Here is an 18587-nt window from a genome sequence, read left to right as displayed (position 1 = left end):
TCTGGACGGTGGGGTGATCCGCATGGGCAGCCCTTCCCGAGGTGTCGGCCGTGGCCCACCCATTCCACCGCATCGATTCCCCGGCGTACAGAAATACCGTCGAGGGGATGATGGTGGCGGGATGATCGACGAGCCGCGCCGACGGCCGTGTCGGAGGGGGCCGGCGGGCCGGACCGCCGGTTGCTGGCGACGACCGACATGTCCGCGCGTCGATCCATGTCCCGCGCGGGGATACCACCCGCCGGACCCACCCCACTAACCTCGGCGCACGCCGCGCCCCACCACCGTCCGTGCCGGCGTGTGAGGGAGGCCGTCATGAGGTTCCTGACCCGCACCGCCGTCGCCGCGACGGCGGTACTGCTGCTCGCCGCCGCGACCCCGTCCGTCGCCAGCCCGGTCGCGGCGGCGTCCGAGGCCGGTCCAGCCGGGACCCCGAACACGGCGACGACCGCGGCCGCAGCCGCGGCGCCCTACCCGAAGGCCCCGGTCGCCGGATCGCTCGGCAGGTACAACATCTCCGCCGTGTACGTCGCCGGCGTCTCCGCCGGCGCCTACCTCGCGACCCAGTTGCAGGTCGCCTACTCCGGCCAGATCCGGGGCGCCGCCCTCTTCACCGCCGGACCGTACTACTGCGCGCAGAACAACGTCGCCCAGTCGCTCTACGGCTGCATGGACAACATCTGGCCGACGTACCTGCCCACCCTGGAGACCTACACCCGGACCTGGGCCTCGTACGGCTGGATCGACCCGGTCCGTAACCTCTCCGGCCGACCGGTGTACGTCTTCCACGGCAACAGCGACACCACCATCCGGAAGTCCGTCACCGACGACCTGGTCCGCTACTTCCAGGACTTCGGCGCCAGTGTGCAGTACGACAGCGGCTCGTCGGCCGGACACGCCTGGGTGAGCCCGTACGGCACCGGCGGCTGCTCGGTCACCGCGTCGCCGTACCTGAACAACTGCGGAACCGATCCGCAGAACGCCCTGCTGCGCAAGCTCCTCGGCTCGGTCAGCGCACCGAACACCGGCCCGCTCGGCGGCTCGCTGGTCAGCTTCAACCAGAGCACCTTCGCCACCACCGGCAGCGCCGCCACGCTCAGCATGGGTGGTACGGGGTTCGTCTACGTGCCGTCCGCCTGTGCCTCGGGGCAGTCCTGCCGCCTGCTGGTGGCGCTGCACGGGTGCCTGCAGGGATATTCCTCGGTCGGTACCGCCTTCGTCGACCGGGCGAACCTCAACCAGTACGCGGACACCAACAACATGGTGGTGCTCTACCCGCAGGCGAGCGCCTCCGCCGTCAACCCGAACGGCTGCTGGGACTGGTGGGGCTACCTCGGCGCCACCAGCTACCCGATCAAGGGCGGGCCGCAGCTCGAGACGGTCATGAACATGATCCGCCGCGCCGACGGCTAGCCGGGACGGGGACTGGACATAGACGGGTCGCGGTCCGACCGGAGGGACTGAACGTAGACGACCATGGATCGGCATGTCAGCATGGACCCGCGCGACGGGAGGTGGCCGTGCGGGGTGTGCGGATCCAGGTACTCGGTCCGGTCCGCGTCTGGCGCCACGACCACGAGTTGGACCTGGGTCCGGCCGGTCGTCGGGCCGTACTCGGGTTGCTGGTCCTGGCCCGGGGGCACCCGCTCGCCCGGGCCGAACTGGTCGACGCCCTCTGGGGCGACCAGCCACCGGCGAGCGCGACGAACGTCCTACAGACCCACGTCAAGCACCTGCGTCAGCGGTTGGAGCCGGACCGCCGCCCGCACGCGCCGAGTCGGCTGCTGCCGTCGGTCGGTGACGGCTACGCCCTGCGGGTCGCCGACGACGAGGTGGACCTGGCCCGGTTCCGGGCCCTGGCCGGCGCGGCCCTTGCCGCCGCGCGGAAGCCCGACCCGGGCCGGGTGGCCAGCCTGTCGGAGCAGGCACTGCGGCTCTGGCAGGGCGGACCGCTGGCCGACGTACCCGTGCTGGCCGGCCATCCGAAGGTGCTGGCACTGCTCGCGGAGCGGCAGGCGGCGCAGGCCCGGTACTGCGACGCGATGCTCGAGATCGGAGCCGGGGCCGAGGTGCTGCCGATGGTCGAGGAGGCCGCGACCGGCCAGCCCTTCGACGAGGCGACCCAGGCACGACTGATCCGGGCGTACCAGGCGGTCGGGCAGCGGGCCCAGGCGTTCGCCGCCTACCAGGCGGTCCGGGCCCGGCTCGCCGACGAACTCGGGGTCGATCCGGGGCCGGTCCTGGCAGCTGCCCACGCGGCCCTGCTGACCGACCCGGCTGCCACGAAACCGCCGCCGGCGGCGGCGCGGCAGGTGCCGGTCGGCGCGGCCCCGGAGCCGCCGGCCGCGACCCCGGCAGCCCGCCCGGACGGTACGACGGCAGCGGCGCCGCCCGTGGTGCCGGCCCAGCTTCCCGCCGACGTGTACGGCTTCACCGGCCGCCAGGCCGAACTCCGGCTGCTCGACGAACTGCTCTCCCCACCCCGGTCCGCCGGACCGGACGACAACCCGGGCGGTGGCGGCGATCCGCACCTGGCCCACGACACCGACCCGTCGGCCCGCCAACCCCGACCCGTTCTCGTCGCGGCGGTCTGCGGCACCGCCGGAGTCGGCAAGACGGCGCTGGCCGTGCACTGGGCGCACCGACTGCGGGCCCGGTTCCCGGACGGGCAGCTCTACGTCAACCTGCGTGGTCACGACGACGGGCCCCCGATGTCCGCCGGTGACGCCCTGGCCAGACTGCTCAGCGGGCTCGGGGTGGCCAACCACGACATTCCGCTCGAGGTCGACGAACGGGCCGCCCGGTACCGGACCGAACTCACCGACCGGTCGGTCCTCGTCCTGCTCGACAACGCCGCCTCGGTCGACCAGATCCGCCCGCTGCTGCCCGGTACCGCGTCAGCCATGGCCCTGGTCACCAGCCGGGACAGTCTGGCCGGCCTGGTCGCGCTGCACGGTGCCCGCCGGGTGACCCTGGCGCCGCTCCCGCCCGCCGACACCGGCCGACTCCTGCGGCTGCTGATCGGTGCCCGTGCGGACGCCGAACCGGCGGCGCTGACCACCCTCGCCGGGCAGTGTGCCCGACTGCCGCTGGCGCTGCGGGTCGCCGCCGAACTCGCCGGTTCCCGACCCGACGACCGGCTCGCCGACCTGGTGGAGGAACTGGCCGACCTGCGTCGACGGGTACGGCTGCTGGACGTCGGCGGTGACCCCCGGGCCGCCGTCCAGACCGTCTTCTCCTGGTCGTACCAGCAGCTGCCACCCGCCGAGGCGCTGGTGTTCCGGCGGCTCGGTCTGCATCCCGGCACCGACGTCGGGCTGCCGGCCGCCGCCGCGCTCGCCGGGCTCGACGTCGACCGGACCGGGGAGGCGCTCGCGGTACTGGCCCGGGTGCACCTGGTCCAGCCCGTCGGGCGGTGCCACTGGGGCATGCACGACCTGCTGCGGGCGTACGCGGGGCAGGTCTGTCAGGCCGAGGACCCGGCACCGGACCGGCAGGCCGCCGTCACCCGGCTGCTCGACCACCACCTGGCCAGCGTCGCCGCCGCGATGGACGTGTGCCATCCGGCGGAACGGCACCACCGTCCGCCGCCGCCCCGGCCGGCCGAGCCGGTGCCGGTCGCGGCATTCGACGACCGTACGGCGGCCACCGTCTGGCTGGACGCGGAGCGGGGCACCCTGGTGGCCCTCTGCCGGTACGCGGCGACGCACGGCTGGCCGGCGTACCCGGTACTCCTCTCCAGCACGCTCTACCGCTATCTGGAGAGCGGGCACCACCTGGACGCCCTCGACATCCACACGCAGGCCCTGCACGCCGCCCGGCTCACCGGCGACGAGGGCGGCGAGGCGCACGCGCTGACCAACCTCGGCGCGGTGCACCGCCTCCGGGGCCGCTACCCCGAGGCCTTCGAACACCTCGAGCGTGCCCTGCTGATGCACGAGCGTGGCGGGGACCGGTACGGCCAGGCGCGTACCCGGTCCAACCTCGGCATCGTCCACGAGCGACTGGGTCAGCCCGGTCCGGCGGTCACCCACCAGCTCGCCGCCCTCGACCTCTACCGCCAACTCGGCGACCGGTACGGGGAGGCCGGCGCCCTGACCAACCTCGGCAACGTCTGCACCGAACTCGACCGGTACCCCGAGGCGGCCGAGCACCTCGGCCGGTCCCTGGAGCTGTTCCGCGCCCTCGGCGACCGGATCGGCGAGGCGATCGGACTGTGCAACCTCGGTGACGTGCAGCGGGTACTCGGCCGTCACCGGGAGGCGGCGGCCGGGCTGACCCGGGCGGCGACGCTGTTCCGGGAGGCCGGGCACCAGGACGGCGAGGCGACCGCGCTGTCCAACCTGGGCCGGCTGCACAGCGGGACGGGCCGCCACGACCTGGCGCTCGAGGAACTCGACCAGGCCCTGCGACTGTTCCGGCAGACCGGTCACCGGTACGGCGAGGCGAGTGTGCTGAACAGCCTCGGCGAGGCGTACCGGGGTGCGGGGCATCCCGCCGAGGCACTCCGGTCGCACAGCGCGGCGCTGCGCATCGCAGCCGAGACCGGGGACCGCGACGAGCAGGACCGGGCCCGGGCCGGCCTGGACCGGACGGATCCGGGGGCGCCGCGTCCCGCTCCGACCACCCTCGTCACGGTCGTCGGGCCGGCCCGCCGGCCCTGACCACAGCTCACTGCGGCACCTCGACGGGCCACAAATCAGCTCGCGGTGGCACCTCGCCGGGTCTATCGTCGCGCCGTGCAGATCCACGAGCTCGCCGAGGACGACTGGTCCCAGGTGTGGCCGATCGTCCGTGACGTCGTACGGGCGGCCGACACCTTCGCCTACGACCCCGCGATGACCGCCGAGCAGGCGTACCGGATCTGGGTGGCGGAGCCGCCGGAGCTGACCGTGGTCGCCGTCGAGGACGGCCGGATCGTCGGCACCGCCAGGATGGGAACGAACCGGCCCGGGCCCGGGGCGCACGTCTCGACCGCCAGCTTCATGGTCGCCGCCGGGGCCCGGGGCCGTGGGGTCGGGACGGCACTCTGCCGGTTCGCGCTCGACTGGGCCCGGGAGCGCGGGTACGCGGGCATGCAGTTCAACGCCGTCGCCGAGTCGAACCAGGCGGCGGTCGCCGTCTACCGGCGGCTCGGCTTCCAGGTCGTCGGCACGGTACCCGGCGCGTTCGCCCATCCCACCCTGGGCCGGGTCGGGCTACATGTCATGTACCACCAGTTCTGAACTCCGGGCAGACCCTGGGACCCTGGCTGGCCGGACCGGTCGGGGATGCCGACGATCTCCGACAGAGGACCTAGGTGGGCGACAGTGCGCGCGCTACGTCCTCGGCATCCCAGTCCAGGAAGGGGAGCATCATCTCCCGGCCGTACGTGTGGAGTTGATCCAGTGACGTGATCGCACGATCTCGCGCTGCGGCAAGCAGCGCGTCTCGCGCGTTCTCGACTCCCCAGGTCCGGGCGAAATGGCCCAGCACCCGCTCTCGCTTGAGCCTCTGCACGGAGTAGCGAGGGGACAACTCGGCTACCCGCCGGTTTTCTTTCCGGCACTGCGCGACACGGTCGGATGCCTTGGACCAGAGGGCGGCGGGTCGGGTGAACAGCCGCGGGCACCCGTGTATCGGTGCCCCGCCGGGAGCGCGGTAGGAGCGCACCAGAACCCGTAGCAGCTTGTCCCGCTCGGGGAGGGACAACTCCGACCCGGCCAGCCAGTACTGCTGCACCGATTTCTCCAGGAGTGTTCCGCCGAGACGCTCGACGGCTCGCGCGGAACAAGAGTCCTCGAGCTGCCTCCTGACGTCGTCCGCCACGGGGTGTGTCCTGGGCGAACCGTCAGCGATCACCCCCATGGCGTACAACGCCCACCGCGCGGGAAAAGCAGGGTCGTAGAGTTGGAGAAACCTGAGCACGCTGACGTCGTCGACCGACTCGCCGTCAACCACGCGGATCCGATTCTGGTCGACCCATGTCCGGACATACGGCGTCACCGGAACGCGCTCCACCAGATCCGGGTCTTCGGTGGGCGTGGGCGCGGCAAGCTCAGGACCAGCGACGAAATCGAGCGCCTGCAGGGCGTCCCGGAACTGGGTGCCCTTTCCGTCGGCACGGACCAGATCCCGCAACCGCCGCAACAGATCTTCGGTCCCGTCGGTCGACGCGCTCGCCAAGCGAGCCTCGACCAGGGTCCATGACCTGTCGAAGAGACGGACGGACTCCGCAACCTGACTGACGCGGGCGCTCTCCGCCGCGCTCATGGCGCCCTCGTCAACCGCAGCCCGCAGAAGGCACCGCATGTTGATCAATGATTCCGCACGGGGTTCGTATCCCACGTTTCCGCCCCCGTACCGGACAGCGACCTCGTCATCGCCGTCGACGGTCCCGTCCCGGTACATCTCGAAAACGGTGCCGATCCCGATCATGCCGTAGGTGCGGAGTTCGGCTGCCCTCAAGGCACCCATCCCCGCCGCACCGACGACCTGGATCCCCTCCTGGAGAAGCATCAATATCTCCTGGTTCCGGACGGGCAGCCGATCGTGGAAGTCGCCGTCAATGATGAGTACGACGTCGCCACGGCACGGTCGTATCCGGAGCAGATCTCCGTGGGCCACCGGTGGATGCAACTCCGCGACGGGCAGCCTCTGCCGGACCTCCGCTTGCGGAATCGTCGGGCCCACGTAGACATGTACGCTCATCGACCGACTCCCACGGAGGCATTCCGCGGAATGGAATGGCGCGCCTCGAACGACAGGCCGGCGGCAACCACTTTCACGACGGAGATGGCGTCATGGGTGCTGAGATCAACATACAGGGGCGCGAACCCGGTCGTCGACCGGACCAGATCATCCAGCCAGACCAGCTCGGCGGTCAGGTCGCGGAACGACGGGCCTGACTCCCTCGCCGTCGTCCAGTCCATCGTGGGCCGGAAGACCCGGACATCTGACGGTCGGACCTCAACCGCGCCCCGCCAGGCGAGGCTCAAGTCATCATGAGCGCCGGTGATTGCCACCAGACGGCTCTGCGCGGCCTCCGTGAGGGCACGGGACAGGCCGATCGCGGGATCACTGTGGACGCCAGACCCCGCCGACACTCTGCGACTTCCATCCCAGAGGTATGCGACGAACGTACTGAATGGCCACCTGCCCCGGACCACGAGCACCTCCACGTGCATGTCCGCTTTCCGGATCATGCCGAGAAGATCGCCGACGCCGTTGTTATCGACGGTGCCGAGATCCAGATAGTCGCGACCTTCGGCCGGTACCGACCGCAGACTCGCGACACTGTCGCGCTCGATCATCTCGTACAGTCCGTGTAGCGCGGCCTCGGCGAGGTTGTTGCCACTCGCCAAGCCGTTGCTCGAAGGTCGCAACATCGGAGGCGACCAGGTGTCGACAACCTCGGCGCCGAGTTGCACGTAGTGTCGTGGCACCGGGCACCTGATGTCTCCGGCGACGGTGGACGCCTCAACCCAGTCCAAGGGAGTTCTGTCGCTCAACAGACTGCCGCGGTACTGTTGCAGCTCGCCCAGCTCATAGGGCAGCCGCAGATCCTCCGCGCTGGTATTGCGGATGACAGGCGGAGGGCACGCGTTCTCGGCATGCCACAGTTCCACCGACTCCATGACCGCCGAGAGCCGCGCGAGCAGGGGAGTATGCCCCTTACCGTGGGAGATCGTGAATGTCCTGGCGAGAGGGCGGATCGCCAACACCACGGGGATACCCAGGACATCGAACCGCGTGACATCGGCGACTCTCGTGACGCCGTACCTGTCGAGAAGTGGCCGAATGATCGCCCAGCTCTCCTCGGGGAGCCTCGCCCGGTGCGTACCAGGCAGCCTAATCACCGGATTTGTTTCGGACAGTATGCTTCGTCTCTGCCCGGGAATCCCCGAATGCTCACGCGCCGAAACCAGGTTCCTTGACATCCCGAGCCTGTTCTTGGAAACGTTCACAACGAACCCTTTTCAACCTGAACCGCGCGGCGCATGCGCCCCGACTTCCACCTGCAGCCCCGACGGACCGGAGGGGGTTGAAAAAAGTTAAATCGTGGTCGGCGCAGGAAGCCCGCGCCGACCACGATCTCAGCTTCGCGCCCAACTCACCTTCACAGCCGCGTCCCCTTGGGTTCCGTCGTCTCAGACGAACGAGCTACGGCTCGGGAAGGCGCAGACAGTCGAACCCGGAACTCCTGGGACTACTCCTCCGGCGAGTCGAAGTAATGACAGGCCGAGGAGGCGCAGGCGCCCATCTCGATCTCCGGGATGACGCCCTCCACGCTCTCCTCGAAGAGGGAGTCGAGACGATCGTCGGCAGAGATCTTGTCGATTTCGAGCAGTTCGGTGCTCATCCGTGGTGCCCCCAATCTTGAAGTTGATCTATGATCCATGATCTTCGTGGGATGGCCCGGAAGTAGACTAACGGAACGTCCTGAATCGATCAACCGGAAGACTGGCACCGGTTGGCGAACGTTTGAGAAAGGCTGGTCGGAACCGGTGTTCGCGCACGACCCCGGCGATGTGGGAAATCTCCGTTCTGATCATGTTTGCCCGAGAGCGCCGCGCCCTCACCAGCGCGTCCGGGAGTCGGTGTCGCTTGCCCGGCGCCTGGCCCGGGTCGATCATGGTCGGATCGGGCGGAAGGGACGGAAGATGGCACCGGCGCCGGTTGTACGGCTGGATGGCCTGTCGCCGCGATACGGACGGATGACGTGGGGACAGCGGAATCAGTATGTCGCCATCGAGGCCGCCGGCGAAGAGGCGTACCGACAGAATCTGGTGCGGTCGGTGCCGGTACCTCCGGGTGTCGACTCAGGACGAATCTCCGAAGCACTCAAGGGGCTACTCGGTCGCCACGAGGCGCTGCGCACCTACTTCGGCGGTTCTCCCGCAGCCCACCTCTGGCAGCGGGTCGCTGGATCCGTGAAGATTCCGCTACTGATGTTCGACGTATCGGACGGAAAGGAGGTGGTCGCCGCCAAAACCCACGTGGCAGGGCACACCTTCGACCACGAAACACGACTGCCGGTACGATTCGGCGCCATATGTCACCGCGGCCGGGTGCGCTCCGTGGAACTCGCCGTGTCTCACCTGGCTACCGACGCCGCCGGCGCAGACCTGCTGGCGACGGAGCTGGCCAGGTCGCTGGCGGGCGATGCGCCGTCACCGGCGCCGCGGAGACAGCCGGTGGACAGGGCCGCATGGGAGGGTTCGCCTGCCGGTCAGGCAATGTCGGCACACAACGTGGATCGGTGGCGAGCATTGATGGAAACAGGCGCGACCCTCGTGCCGGCCGCGCGTCGGGCGGGGTTGTCGCCACGTTTCTGGAAGGGAGCCCTGGATTCCCTCGTGCTGCGCGAGGCCCTACCGACGCTTGCCGCGCGGCTGAGGGTTTCCCCCTCTGCGCTGCTCCTGGCAGGCATGGCGAAGGTCGTGGCCGAAGAGTTCGACCTGACCTCCGTCCCGGTCCGGATCGCGTTCAACAACAGGATCACCGCCGAGGACAAGGTGGCTGTCGAAACCTTGATGGGGTGGGGGCTGTGCTTCCTGACCGGCGTGGGTGGCAGTCAGGCCGCCCTCGCCAAGGAAGCTGCCACCGAAGCGTTCAGGGCCTACTCCACGGCGCGATACGACATCTACGACCTGCTGGATGTCGCTGACCGCCTGAGACGAAAGGGCATGGGAGAAACACTCCCCCAGTTCTTCCTCAACGTCGTCGATCTGCCAGCCCCTGCCGCTGCGCCGAGTTTCGACCCCGATCGTCTGCGTGAGCTGCAGGCGGCCGCCGTCTTCGAGAGCGCAGCCAGCCATTCCCGGGACAGCAGTGGGCTGTTCATCATGCACGTAACCCTGGATCCCCGTTCGGTCCGGTTGAACTTTCTGGTTGACACCCAGTTGTGTTCACCGACCGAGGTCGAGCAGATCTTTCGCCGCATCGAGGGCTGGCTCGTCAGCCTGGCGCTCAGGACATAGTCACCCCGCGCAAACCGTCGACCGGGTGCCGAGAAGACTCACGCGTGACGAGCCAGGTTCCGGACGGCGCCGCAAGCCACCGCCTCGCTGCGGCACGCCTCCATCACCCGATCCCTGCCAGTTGCAGACTGATGCCACGGTAGTCGAGTTTCCCTGAGTGCAGACGCGGCAACGGCATCTCTCGCACGCGCAAGCATGCGCGAGGCAGCCCCCAACGGCCCGCGACCCGTTCCACCACAGGCGTGACGCTGACCGAAACCCCGCCCTCATGACACACGGCAATCATCTCCTCCGAGAGAGGTATCACCATCACCTCGGTGTCCAGTGCACTTCTCAACTGCCCTTCCATCTGGTCGAGCTGGATCCGACGGCCCAAGATCTTCACCTGCCTGTCGACTCGGCCTGTCAGGTACAGAAACCCGTTCGACAGGTACCCGAGGTCGCCGGTCCGGAGTCGTCCCCGATGGACGTCACCCAAACCCAGATCCGTTCGGGCGGTCGCGTAGCCGAGCATTACGTTAGGTCCGCGGTAGACAATCTCTCCCCGCTCTCCGTCCCGTACGGGTGTCTCCTCTTCAGCCAGGATCTCCACTCTGCCGCCTGGCACCACGCGCCCCACCGACCCCGGATGCGTCAACGCCGAAGTCGTGTCGAGCACCGAAATCCGGGCCGTTGCCTCCGCCTGCCCGTACATGATGTTCACCAGCCCGTTGACCGACCTCATCAGGTCGGCAATCACCCTCGCCTCCGGCGGATCGAGCCGACCGCCCGCTATGAGCACCCTTTCCAACGAGGGATGACTTCGAGGACTCCATCCCCGAGCCAGGAGCAGACGGCAGGTGGTGGGAAGTAGCCCGACCGCGGACGCGCCAAGCTGATCCAGTTGCCACCAGAAACCCCTGGACGTGGGGGGCGATTCGGTCAGCGCCAGAACGCCGTTCGAGATCAGATACGAGTTGATGATCGAGAGCCCGAAGGCATAATCCGCAGGAAGCGACGTTGCCGCTCGCTCTTCGGGTCGTATGCCGGTTGCCTCGGCGATTGACCGAGCGTTGGCGGAGAGATTGTCATAGGAGAGCCGAACGGCCTTGGCGGCACCCACCGAACCAGAAGTAGAGACCACCATCGCCAGCGCCGGGTGCAGGAGGAGATCACTTGTCCGTGCTTTCGCCCAGGGCAACCAGGTGACGGCCCCGTTGTTCACGGACACGTCGGGACGGAACGCCTCTCTGGACGAGGATGCCAGTCCTGGCGGCGCACCGTCGACGAGCAGGACGGCATGCCCCAGAGACAGCGCCGCCAGATAGGCCCCGAGACCGTCGAGCGATCGGGGACGGGCGATCTCCACCAGGACCTTCCTGTCCGCCCGCAATCGCTGACGCCACTCCTCCCGGAGGGCGCGAAGCTCGGCGACGCTCAGGTTCCCCACCCGGCCATCAACAACCGCGGTCTCGCCGTCGTCCCGCGTCGACAGCAGATCGAGATCTTCTTCCACGTTCACCTCTTCGTGCTGCCCGGGCTCACCGCCTATCAGCTCTGGCAACCCAACCCGCCCGCGGGCATCCGACGTAGTGCCTACTATCCGGCCCCCATCAGGCCTTTCGCGTCCCGGACCGTTGCCGCGATCTCGGCCAGTGACTGCGCACCGTACAGGTCGGCGGCCGACAACACCACGCCGAAGGTGTTGTGGATGCGGTCGGAGAGCTCCAACGCCGTGAGCGAATCTCCGCCCAGCGAGGCCAGATCGTCGGTGACACTGACGGCGACCCCGGGGAGTGACTCTTCCAGCAGTTCAGACACGATGCGCAGCACCTCCTCCTCCTCGGGGGATCCCGGACGCCGGTACGTGAACTTGTACCCGGAGTTCACGTACAGGTTTCTGGCGGCCTCGTGGTCGAGGGAACCATCGGACCGCCTTGGGATGTTGGAGGTGGGGACGACCACGAGTGGTGTTTCAAGGTCTTCGGCCACGTCGAGGACGTCCTGCCGAATCTCTGGTCCCACGCGAAATCCCTCCGGCACGACGATCACTACCACCTGGGGCTCCGAGGATGGCAGCATTTCCGCTTCCACTATCCGAGGATGTTGACGGAGGTCCGCTATCCACCGGACCGTGTGGCCACCCTCCACCGACATTTATTCGCTCCTCCCGGTGCTCGCCAGCCGTTCTCCCAGATCCTGCAACCTCCGCCGCGACATCTTCCCCGCTCCGTCCCGAGGGAGGGCGGCCACGCGGAAAATCCGTCGCGGCACAATTGCCGTGGTTACCCTCGAACGTAGCCACAGCCGCAGCTCAGCCTCGGACAGGCTTTCCCCCTCGGGCACGACAAGAGCGATCACCCTGGCCCAGTCCTCACCTCTCTCCACCGAGCACACGCCTGCGTCGGCAACATCCGGGTGATCGCAGAGAACACTCTCGAGATCTTCGGCATCGAAGGTCTCACCCGCCACCGTGATCCGACTCAGAGAGCGTGGAGCCAGGTAGAGGTAGCCCTCCGGATCCAGCCATCCCTCATCCCCGACACTGACCGAACCGTCCGCGCTCCGGCGCACATCTCCACGAGAGTTGAGATAGACCTGGGCACCTCTCCTGCCAGCACTCGTATACACGGTTCCCTGGACGCCCGGTGGAACGGTCTCCCCGTTCGGACCGACGATCCTCACTTTGGTGAAAAAGCCCTTACCGACTGTTCCCGGCCGCTCCAGCCACTCGTTCCCGTCGACCACCGTCACGCCGACGCCCTCGGTGCTGCCGTAGGTCTCATACACCTTCTCGGGCCCGAGTCGCTGAATCCAGTATCGCTTGAGATCATCGGCACACCGCGCGCTCATGTGTACCAGCGCGCGAACGGAACCCAGGCTTACGTTGCCGTTGTCGGCTTTCTGCATCATACGCAGGTGGAACGGAGTGCTCTGTATCCACCGTACCTGGTGCTCGTCTATCAGCTCCAGGAACGCCGATGCCCGGAAACCGGCTGGAACAACTATCGTGTTCCCATCCGCCAGACCTTCCACCAGGAAGGACATCGACGACGCGTGGGGTGGAATGCTGGCCATCATCTGCACCTGGTGAGGGCGCCAACCAAGAACGGACGTCAATCGCAACGGGCGGGGCTGAGACGGCACCATCCGCGTTCTTACGTCGATGACCCGTCTGCCCTCCCCGCTGGTCCCTCCGGTCGGAAGTACCAGGGCGTGCGGTGGCACCTGCTCCCTGGCGCATCCAGGTCCGGGCGACAACGCGTGGAGCGTGCCCATCTGCGAGGCGTCCAGGACGGCGATGCCAGCCCTCAGCAGGCTTTCGGCAGTCCTGTCCCCGTCGAGCCGTGACCGGAGAGCGACCGGCACGGGGCACCGGAGGGCCGCCACCAGCAACAGATAGGATCCGATCCCATCGGGGCTGTCCACCAGGAGGCACGCGGGCCCGAGCTCGGACAGCCCCGACATCAGCTCGTGCTTGAGCCCTTCGGTCACGCTGTTCAGCTCGTCATACGACATCGCGCGGCCCTCTTCCACGAAGACGAGGGCCTGCCGATCCCGTCCGGTGACGCCCAGGTCCTTCAGGCGAAGATCGAAATCGACGGCGGCAAGGGTCACCCCTCTCCACCTTCCCGGTCTCGATCGGGCAGGCTTCCGAGAGTCAACTCCCCCACCGACGACTCCTCTTCCACCCGCAGACCGGTCGCCTGCGCAAACAGGCCGGAGTCACTGTTACCGACCGCGCAGCACGCCAGGCCCATCGCCGCAGCTGTCAGATACATGCTCTCGTAGAGGACTCCGACGTTCTTCAATGTGGTCGCATAGGCCATGTTCTCGTATTTCCAGCTCAGCCGGGCGAACCGTGCTCCCATGAGGATCAGCACCTGCGGCGACTCTTTGGCACCGGTTGCCATTCGCGCGTTTTCCAGGAGCATGTTGCACTGTGCTGCCGACGCCGCGACAGGTTCCAGCGCGTGTTCCAGCGGACGGTAGCGATACAGTCCCCTCCGGAGCCCTCCACACCGGCTTGTCACCAGATACAACTCAATTTCGTACGCCCCTCCGCCGCTCGGATACGGACGCTCACTGCACTCGTAGCTTCTGGGGTTGCCGTCCTCGACCGGTATGACGCGGCCCACGCGTGCGACGCGGAAGAGAAACTCTCCCAACTGCCGTGCGGTGAGGGGTTCGCTCCCGTGGTCCCGAACCGATTTCCTTCGGGCCACCACCTCGGTGAAGCTGACCTCGCCCGCCTCGAGCCACGATCCCGGGCCGTCGAGTTTCACCAACTCCTGGGCCTGGGCGGTACCGTCCCTCAACGCCGGGGTGGGCGGAAGCGAGCCGGCGAACCGAAAGGTCGCTCCCGACGGCCCGACATGGAGCCCCAGACGACTGGCGTGGTGAAAAGCGACGTCGGCCGGCTGCCGCTGGATCAATATCTCGTCCTGGTCCTCCGCGAGCAGTCCACGGTCGTCAACTTCGCCCAGGACCCCGGTCGCGGTCATCACCGCAAGCAGGCTCACGGCGTCTTCCCGCGACACGCTCCGCAGACCGTCGACCAGTTCCTCCGGGTCACACGCCCGATGCGCGGTCTTATCGAGAAGGTTCCCGATCGGGAGTCCGTGGGACTGCAGCACAAATCCGCGGATCGGGCTGCGAACCTCCAGAGCGTCGGACGCACGCCCCACCGTGACGTACCTGGAGAGTCGCACCAGCCGTCGAGGCATCCTGAGCGGCAGGGACATCCGGGCCGTCCGGCTCGCGGGTCGCACTGTCAACCGGGCATCGCTCCCGGGACTACCGACACTCAGCCTGAGGATTCGCCCCGACAACAGCCTGTTCAGTTCCCGGACGAGTCGTTCGCCTGGTCCTGTCCCAGCCGTCTCGGCGGCACGGACCACGCTTCCGACACTTCGTCGTTCACCGAGCGTCTTGAGGACCTGGTACGCCTCGGCATCCAATCCTCTCAGGACCCACCTCAGCATCAGGGCGTCCTGCTGGTGCCGCACGATGAGAGAATCGTCGCCCGATGGGACGACGGACGCCCAGTCTTCCAGAATCCAAGCGACGTTTGCCCGAGTCGAGGTCGTTTCCCAGTCCGTTGCGGGGAACAGCATGACGTCGAGCTCGGCCATAGACTTCCTCCACGGTGGATGCCCGGGTAGTGATGCCAATGCGCCATCCCGGTCACTAGCGCCGACAGTACGCGGTGTGCACATTCACGGGTAGGGGTCGGGCTGCGACGGTCGAGGGCCGTACGTCCGGCATCGTCTTCGTCCCGGAGTGCGGCCGCGGCCCGGCAGGACCCATCAGAGCGGCGTCCCGGCCGTCGACCCGGGGGGCGTCCTGGCCGCCACCCAACAGGTGCGGCCCAGTACGCCGTTGACGGGTCATCCACGGACGGTCCACCGGAGTCGCCAGGGGCCAGCCCCGACACCTGCCCCGCCGCCACGGCGCGCCTGTTCCCCGTTCCCATCCACCGGCCGTGTCGCACCGCACCGTAGGCGTCCCGGTCCCGGCGCGATCACCAACGCCCACAGCTGTCACGCAATCAGGAGTGTGCCGACCTCACGCGCGCCGGCATCCACGACAGCGACGCCACGCCGGTTGCCAGACTCACCACCGGAAACCGCTGGTCATGCTGCGCTGTGACCCGCAACCGGGGGTCGGCTCCGTAGTCCGACAACACGCCGGAGAGCGACGCCGCATAGATGGACAAGGACTAGATGGTTGACAAGGCAGATTCGCGCATGTCACGACGAAAAGTCGCTATAAACACATGGCGCAAACGCTCCAGCACGAACCAGAGCTGCGGTTGTGAGCGACCAGCGCGTGTGAGACATTGGCGCGGGAAAATAAGCTACATCACCAATTCGGAGGTGTTGCCCGATGACCGACACAAGCACGCGTAACGCTGCAGCGTCTAGGCTACGGGCAGTCAACCGCCAACGAAATATTGAGGAGTTCGAGGCTCGGGCCGCAGCACTGGAGAGCATGCCCCGAGTTATTTTTGTCGAGCTGACCGACAATTGCAACCTCTCCTGCCCGATGTGTCGGTCGGCCGGCAAGTTCGACCGGTCGCGGGTGATGTCGCCCGAACTGTTCAGCAACGTCGCGGAGCAACTCTTCCCCACCGCCGAAATCGTCGACCTTCGAGGATGGGGGGAGAGCACGATCCTTCGCGACTTCCCCCGCTACGTCGACGAGACGCTCGAATACGGGTGCCGGATCCGGCTGGTGACCAACCTGACTGTGCCGAACGAAGCGCTGTGGCGCAAGCTCGTACGGTCGGGAGCCTCGATCGTGGTCTCCTTCGACGCGGCCCGCCCGGAGACCTTCGCCCTCCTCCGCGGTGGCGCGAGACTCGACGTCGTCCTCGACAACCTGCGGATACTCGTAGACGAGGGCCGCGCCTCCGGCATGGGTACCGACAACATCCACCTCAATGTGGTCGTACAGCGGAACGCGCTGGAGGAACTGAGCGAGATCATTTCACTTGCCGGCGAGCTCGGACTGCGCGTCGCGATAAACCCGGTCGTCCTACCCGAGGGTCATCCGGACAACTTGCGCCTCCACCGGAGCAGGCTGGCAGAGGAACTCGATCGGGCGGCGCAACGCGCACAGGAACTAGGTGTCGACGCCCAACTCAATGCCGCCCTGGACCCCGAATGGAGCGACCTCTCCCACACAGACAAGACGTGCACCCACCCGTGGATGTACTGCTACGTCAACTTCCGCGGCCAGGTCGGTTTCTGCGACCATCTCGTCGGCGAGGCGAAGGCGCGGTATCTGCTCGGCGACCTGACGACGACCTCGTTCGCGGAAATCTGGAACGGACAGGCCTACCAGCGGTTGCGGTCGGAGCACGCGCACGGCGCCAAGGCGATATCCGCGATGTTCGACGAGTGTCGCTGGTGCTACGGCAATCGATACGTCGACTTCGACCAGCAAACCTACCCGCCGTACGCGGACCACCTCATGGAACTGAGGCCGGTGCACTGCGCGGGGTTCACACCGCGACCACGAGACCCTGACGGGCCCGCTCGGTGAGACAGGGGCCCGGGGCTCGTACGCCACAGCGGCCGCAGACCGGGCAACGCTCTGCCCGCCCGACAGCCGTCGGCGGTGGCGTCGGGGCGGCCGACGTGCTGTGAGCCGCAGCTCACCTCCGGCGGGGCCAACGGACCTGGGCGGGGCACGACGATCAACCACCCGCTCGACGACCGTGGCCGCCTGCTCCACCTCATGGCCCCCTGGCCGTCTTCCCGAGCTCGAACCCGGACCGCCGTACCTGGCCTGCCGGTGTGACGTCAAGCGCACGTCACGCCAGATAGTCGGCGAGATCCGTGGTCAACGACCGGCCGATGCTGGCCAAGCGGAACCCGCTTCGAGCGTCGATGCTGGCGAGCCGGAGGGAGAGAACCAGACCGCTCTCCGGGTCGGCGAGCGAAACCAGGAATACCCGGGGCGGGCCTTGGGTGACGTACCCGACCGCGCCACTGTGTCCAAAGCTCCGCCTGCCCCAGCCGACACCGAAGTACCGCGGGGCAACGGCCATCTCAAAGCCGAGGCCCCACACATGTTGCTGTCGCGAGCCCTCGTTCAGGATGGCGTGTGGCCGCGTCATCTCCCTGACCACCCGAGCCTCCAGCAGAACCCCACGGCCGGCATGACAGTCGAGAAGCTCACTGTAGAAGCGGCCCACGTCACCATTGCGCGAGAACCCCCCGTGGGCGGGATTGACCCGGGAGAAAAGCTCCCTGCGGGGTGCGTCGGAGACTTCCCGGAATGTCGCGGAGGGCCCACGTGCGTGGAGGGGTGCGTAGTCCTCCACAACGGGATGCAGCAGACACAGGCTGTCCGCGCCGACGGGCTGCGCGACAACCTCCTCAACCACCGCGTCGATCGGTCTCCGGAACACCCGCTCGACACTTGCGGCAAGGAGGTGCCAGGCATCAGTCGTGTTGTATACAGGCTGTCCGACCCACCGGGCGGGCCGTTCGTCGTCGCGCCCGATCGTCGCGACGTAGGAGTCGAACGACCGCAGGTATGGATTGTCATGGGACGGCCTGAGCCCACTGGAGTGCGCGAGCAAGCTCAGGATGTCGACAGACTTCCACTGCCCGGTATCCGGTACGTCGACGAACTCACGTACGGGTGCACCGAATTCCATCATGCCGTCCTGCACCGCCTTCGCCAGGCATACGGCAACGAACGGTTTGACTCCACAGTACAGGCGACCGACGTCGGAAGTCCTGGAGGATCGCTCAGGCGAGCATCTGCCAATCGCGACATCGGCGACCAACCGTCCGTGATGGGAGACGAAGACGTACGCACCCAGGACTTCGCCCGAATCTGTCCAGGAGTTCAGCAGCCCCCGCGTCGCCGGAATGGGGTCGAGGGAAATGTCACTCCTATCGTGGTCCACACTCGCCATGACGTCGAAGACCTCTATCCACGGGAAGGTGCCCTATAACCGAACGTCCATGCTCAGAGACTAGGCGATGACTCCCGTCTCCGCGTGACTGATCAGGTGGTGGTTACGGCGGTGGGTAGCCAGGGACGGCCGGCGGCGAGTTCGGTGAGGGCGTTGATGATGTTGCGGCCGTGTGCGGTGGCGGTGGCGAGGTAGGAGCGGATCAGCGC

The 18587-nt window shown here is 67.6% G+C and carries 13 protein-coding genes; 5 read left to right on the top strand and 8 right to left on the bottom strand.

Annotated elements, in window-relative coordinates; genetic code table 11:
- Nucleotides 1-315 precede the first annotated feature (315 nt).
- From ABGB21_RS30780 to ABGB21_RS30770, 3 genes are all read left to right on the top strand, one after another.
- The gene (locus ABGB21_RS30780) at nucleotides 316-1413 is read left to right on the top strand and encodes a PHB depolymerase family esterase (RefSeq protein ID WP_347680713.1); all 1098 of its coding nucleotides are present in this window, start codon (nucleotides 316-318) and stop codon (nucleotides 1411-1413) included.
- Nucleotides 1414-1520: 107 nt separating this feature from the next.
- On the top strand, nucleotides 1521-4664 hold the full coding sequence (locus ABGB21_RS30775) for a tetratricopeptide repeat protein (RefSeq protein WP_347680711.1): 3144 nt from the start codon (nucleotides 1521-1523) through the stop codon (nucleotides 4662-4664).
- Nucleotides 4665-4739: 75 nt separating this feature from the next.
- Nucleotides 4740-5225: a GNAT family N-acetyltransferase gene (locus ABGB21_RS30770; RefSeq protein ID WP_347680709.1), complete on the top strand. Its 486-nt coding sequence runs from the start codon at nucleotides 4740-4742 to the stop codon at nucleotides 5223-5225.
- Nucleotides 5226-5295: 70 nt separating this feature from the next.
- Here ABGB21_RS30770 and ABGB21_RS30765 read toward each other — a convergent pair whose 3' ends face one another.
- From ABGB21_RS30765 to ABGB21_RS30755, 3 genes are all read right to left on the bottom strand, one after another.
- Nucleotides 5296-6690, bottom strand: a complete 1395-nt coding sequence (locus ABGB21_RS30765; protein ID WP_347680707.1) for a TfuA-like protein — start codon at nucleotides 6688-6690, stop codon at nucleotides 5296-5298.
- Nucleotides 6687-7946: a YcaO-like family protein gene (locus tag ABGB21_RS30760; protein WP_347680705.1), complete on the bottom strand. Its 1260-nt coding sequence runs from the start codon at nucleotides 7944-7946 to the stop codon at nucleotides 6687-6689. Before ABGB21_RS30760 ends, ABGB21_RS30765 begins: the two co-directional genes overlap by 4 nt.
- A gap of 242 nt (nucleotides 7947-8188) precedes the next feature.
- Complete coding sequence (locus tag ABGB21_RS30755) at nucleotides 8189-8341, bottom strand: hypothetical protein (protein ID WP_347654873.1); 153 nt, start codon at nucleotides 8339-8341, stop codon at nucleotides 8189-8191.
- A 37-nt stretch (nucleotides 8342-8378) separates the two neighbouring features.
- Here ABGB21_RS30755 and ABGB21_RS30750 point away from each other — a divergent pair, with 37 nt between their 5' ends.
- On the top strand, nucleotides 8379-9962 hold the full coding sequence (locus tag ABGB21_RS30750; protein WP_347654872.1) for a hypothetical protein: 1584 nt from the start codon (nucleotides 8379-8381) through the stop codon (nucleotides 9960-9962).
- Between the two features lie 103 nt (nucleotides 9963-10065).
- Here ABGB21_RS30750 and ABGB21_RS30745 read toward each other — a convergent pair whose 3' ends face one another.
- From ABGB21_RS30745 to ABGB21_RS30730, 4 genes are all read right to left on the bottom strand, one after another.
- A complete protein-coding gene (locus tag ABGB21_RS30745) occupies nucleotides 10066-11457 on the bottom strand; it encodes an AMP-binding protein (protein ID WP_347654871.1) in 1392 nt (463 codons plus the stop codon).
- Nucleotides 11458-11540: 83 nt separating this feature from the next.
- The gene (locus tag ABGB21_RS30740; protein WP_347654870.1) at nucleotides 11541-12035 is read right to left on the bottom strand and encodes a phosphopantetheine-binding protein; all 495 of its coding nucleotides are present in this window, start codon (nucleotides 12033-12035) and stop codon (nucleotides 11541-11543) included.
- Nucleotides 12036-12098: 63 nt separating this feature from the next.
- Entirely contained in the window at nucleotides 12099-13559 is a 1461-nt protein-coding gene (locus ABGB21_RS30735; protein WP_347680703.1) for an AMP-binding protein, read from the bottom strand.
- A complete protein-coding gene (locus ABGB21_RS30730; protein WP_347680701.1) occupies nucleotides 13556-15076 on the bottom strand; it encodes a SagB family peptide dehydrogenase in 1521 nt (506 codons plus the stop codon). The genes ABGB21_RS30735 and ABGB21_RS30730 overlap by 4 nt, the downstream gene beginning before the upstream one ends.
- 754 nt (nucleotides 15077-15830) lie before the next feature.
- Here ABGB21_RS30730 and ABGB21_RS30725 point away from each other — a divergent pair.
- Nucleotides 15831-16991, top strand: a complete 1161-nt coding sequence (locus ABGB21_RS30725; RefSeq protein WP_347654867.1) for a radical SAM protein — start codon at nucleotides 15831-15833, stop codon at nucleotides 16989-16991.
- Between the two features lie 271 nt (nucleotides 16992-17262).
- Here the strand turns inward: ABGB21_RS30725 and ABGB21_RS30720 are convergent, their stop codons facing one another.
- Nucleotides 17263-18378: a serine hydrolase domain-containing protein gene (locus ABGB21_RS30720; protein ID WP_347654866.1), complete on the bottom strand. Its 1116-nt coding sequence runs from the start codon at nucleotides 18376-18378 to the stop codon at nucleotides 17263-17265.
- Nucleotides 18379-18587 lie beyond the last annotated feature (209 nt).

The sequence above is a fragment of the Plantactinospora sp. B24E8 genome, from assembly GCF_039871735.1.
Classification (GTDB): Bacteria; Actinomycetota; Actinomycetes; order Mycobacteriales; family Micromonosporaceae; genus Plantactinospora.
The sequence above is the reverse complement of the archived record's forward strand: the minus strand, read 5'-3'. Positions and strand labels throughout refer to the sequence as shown.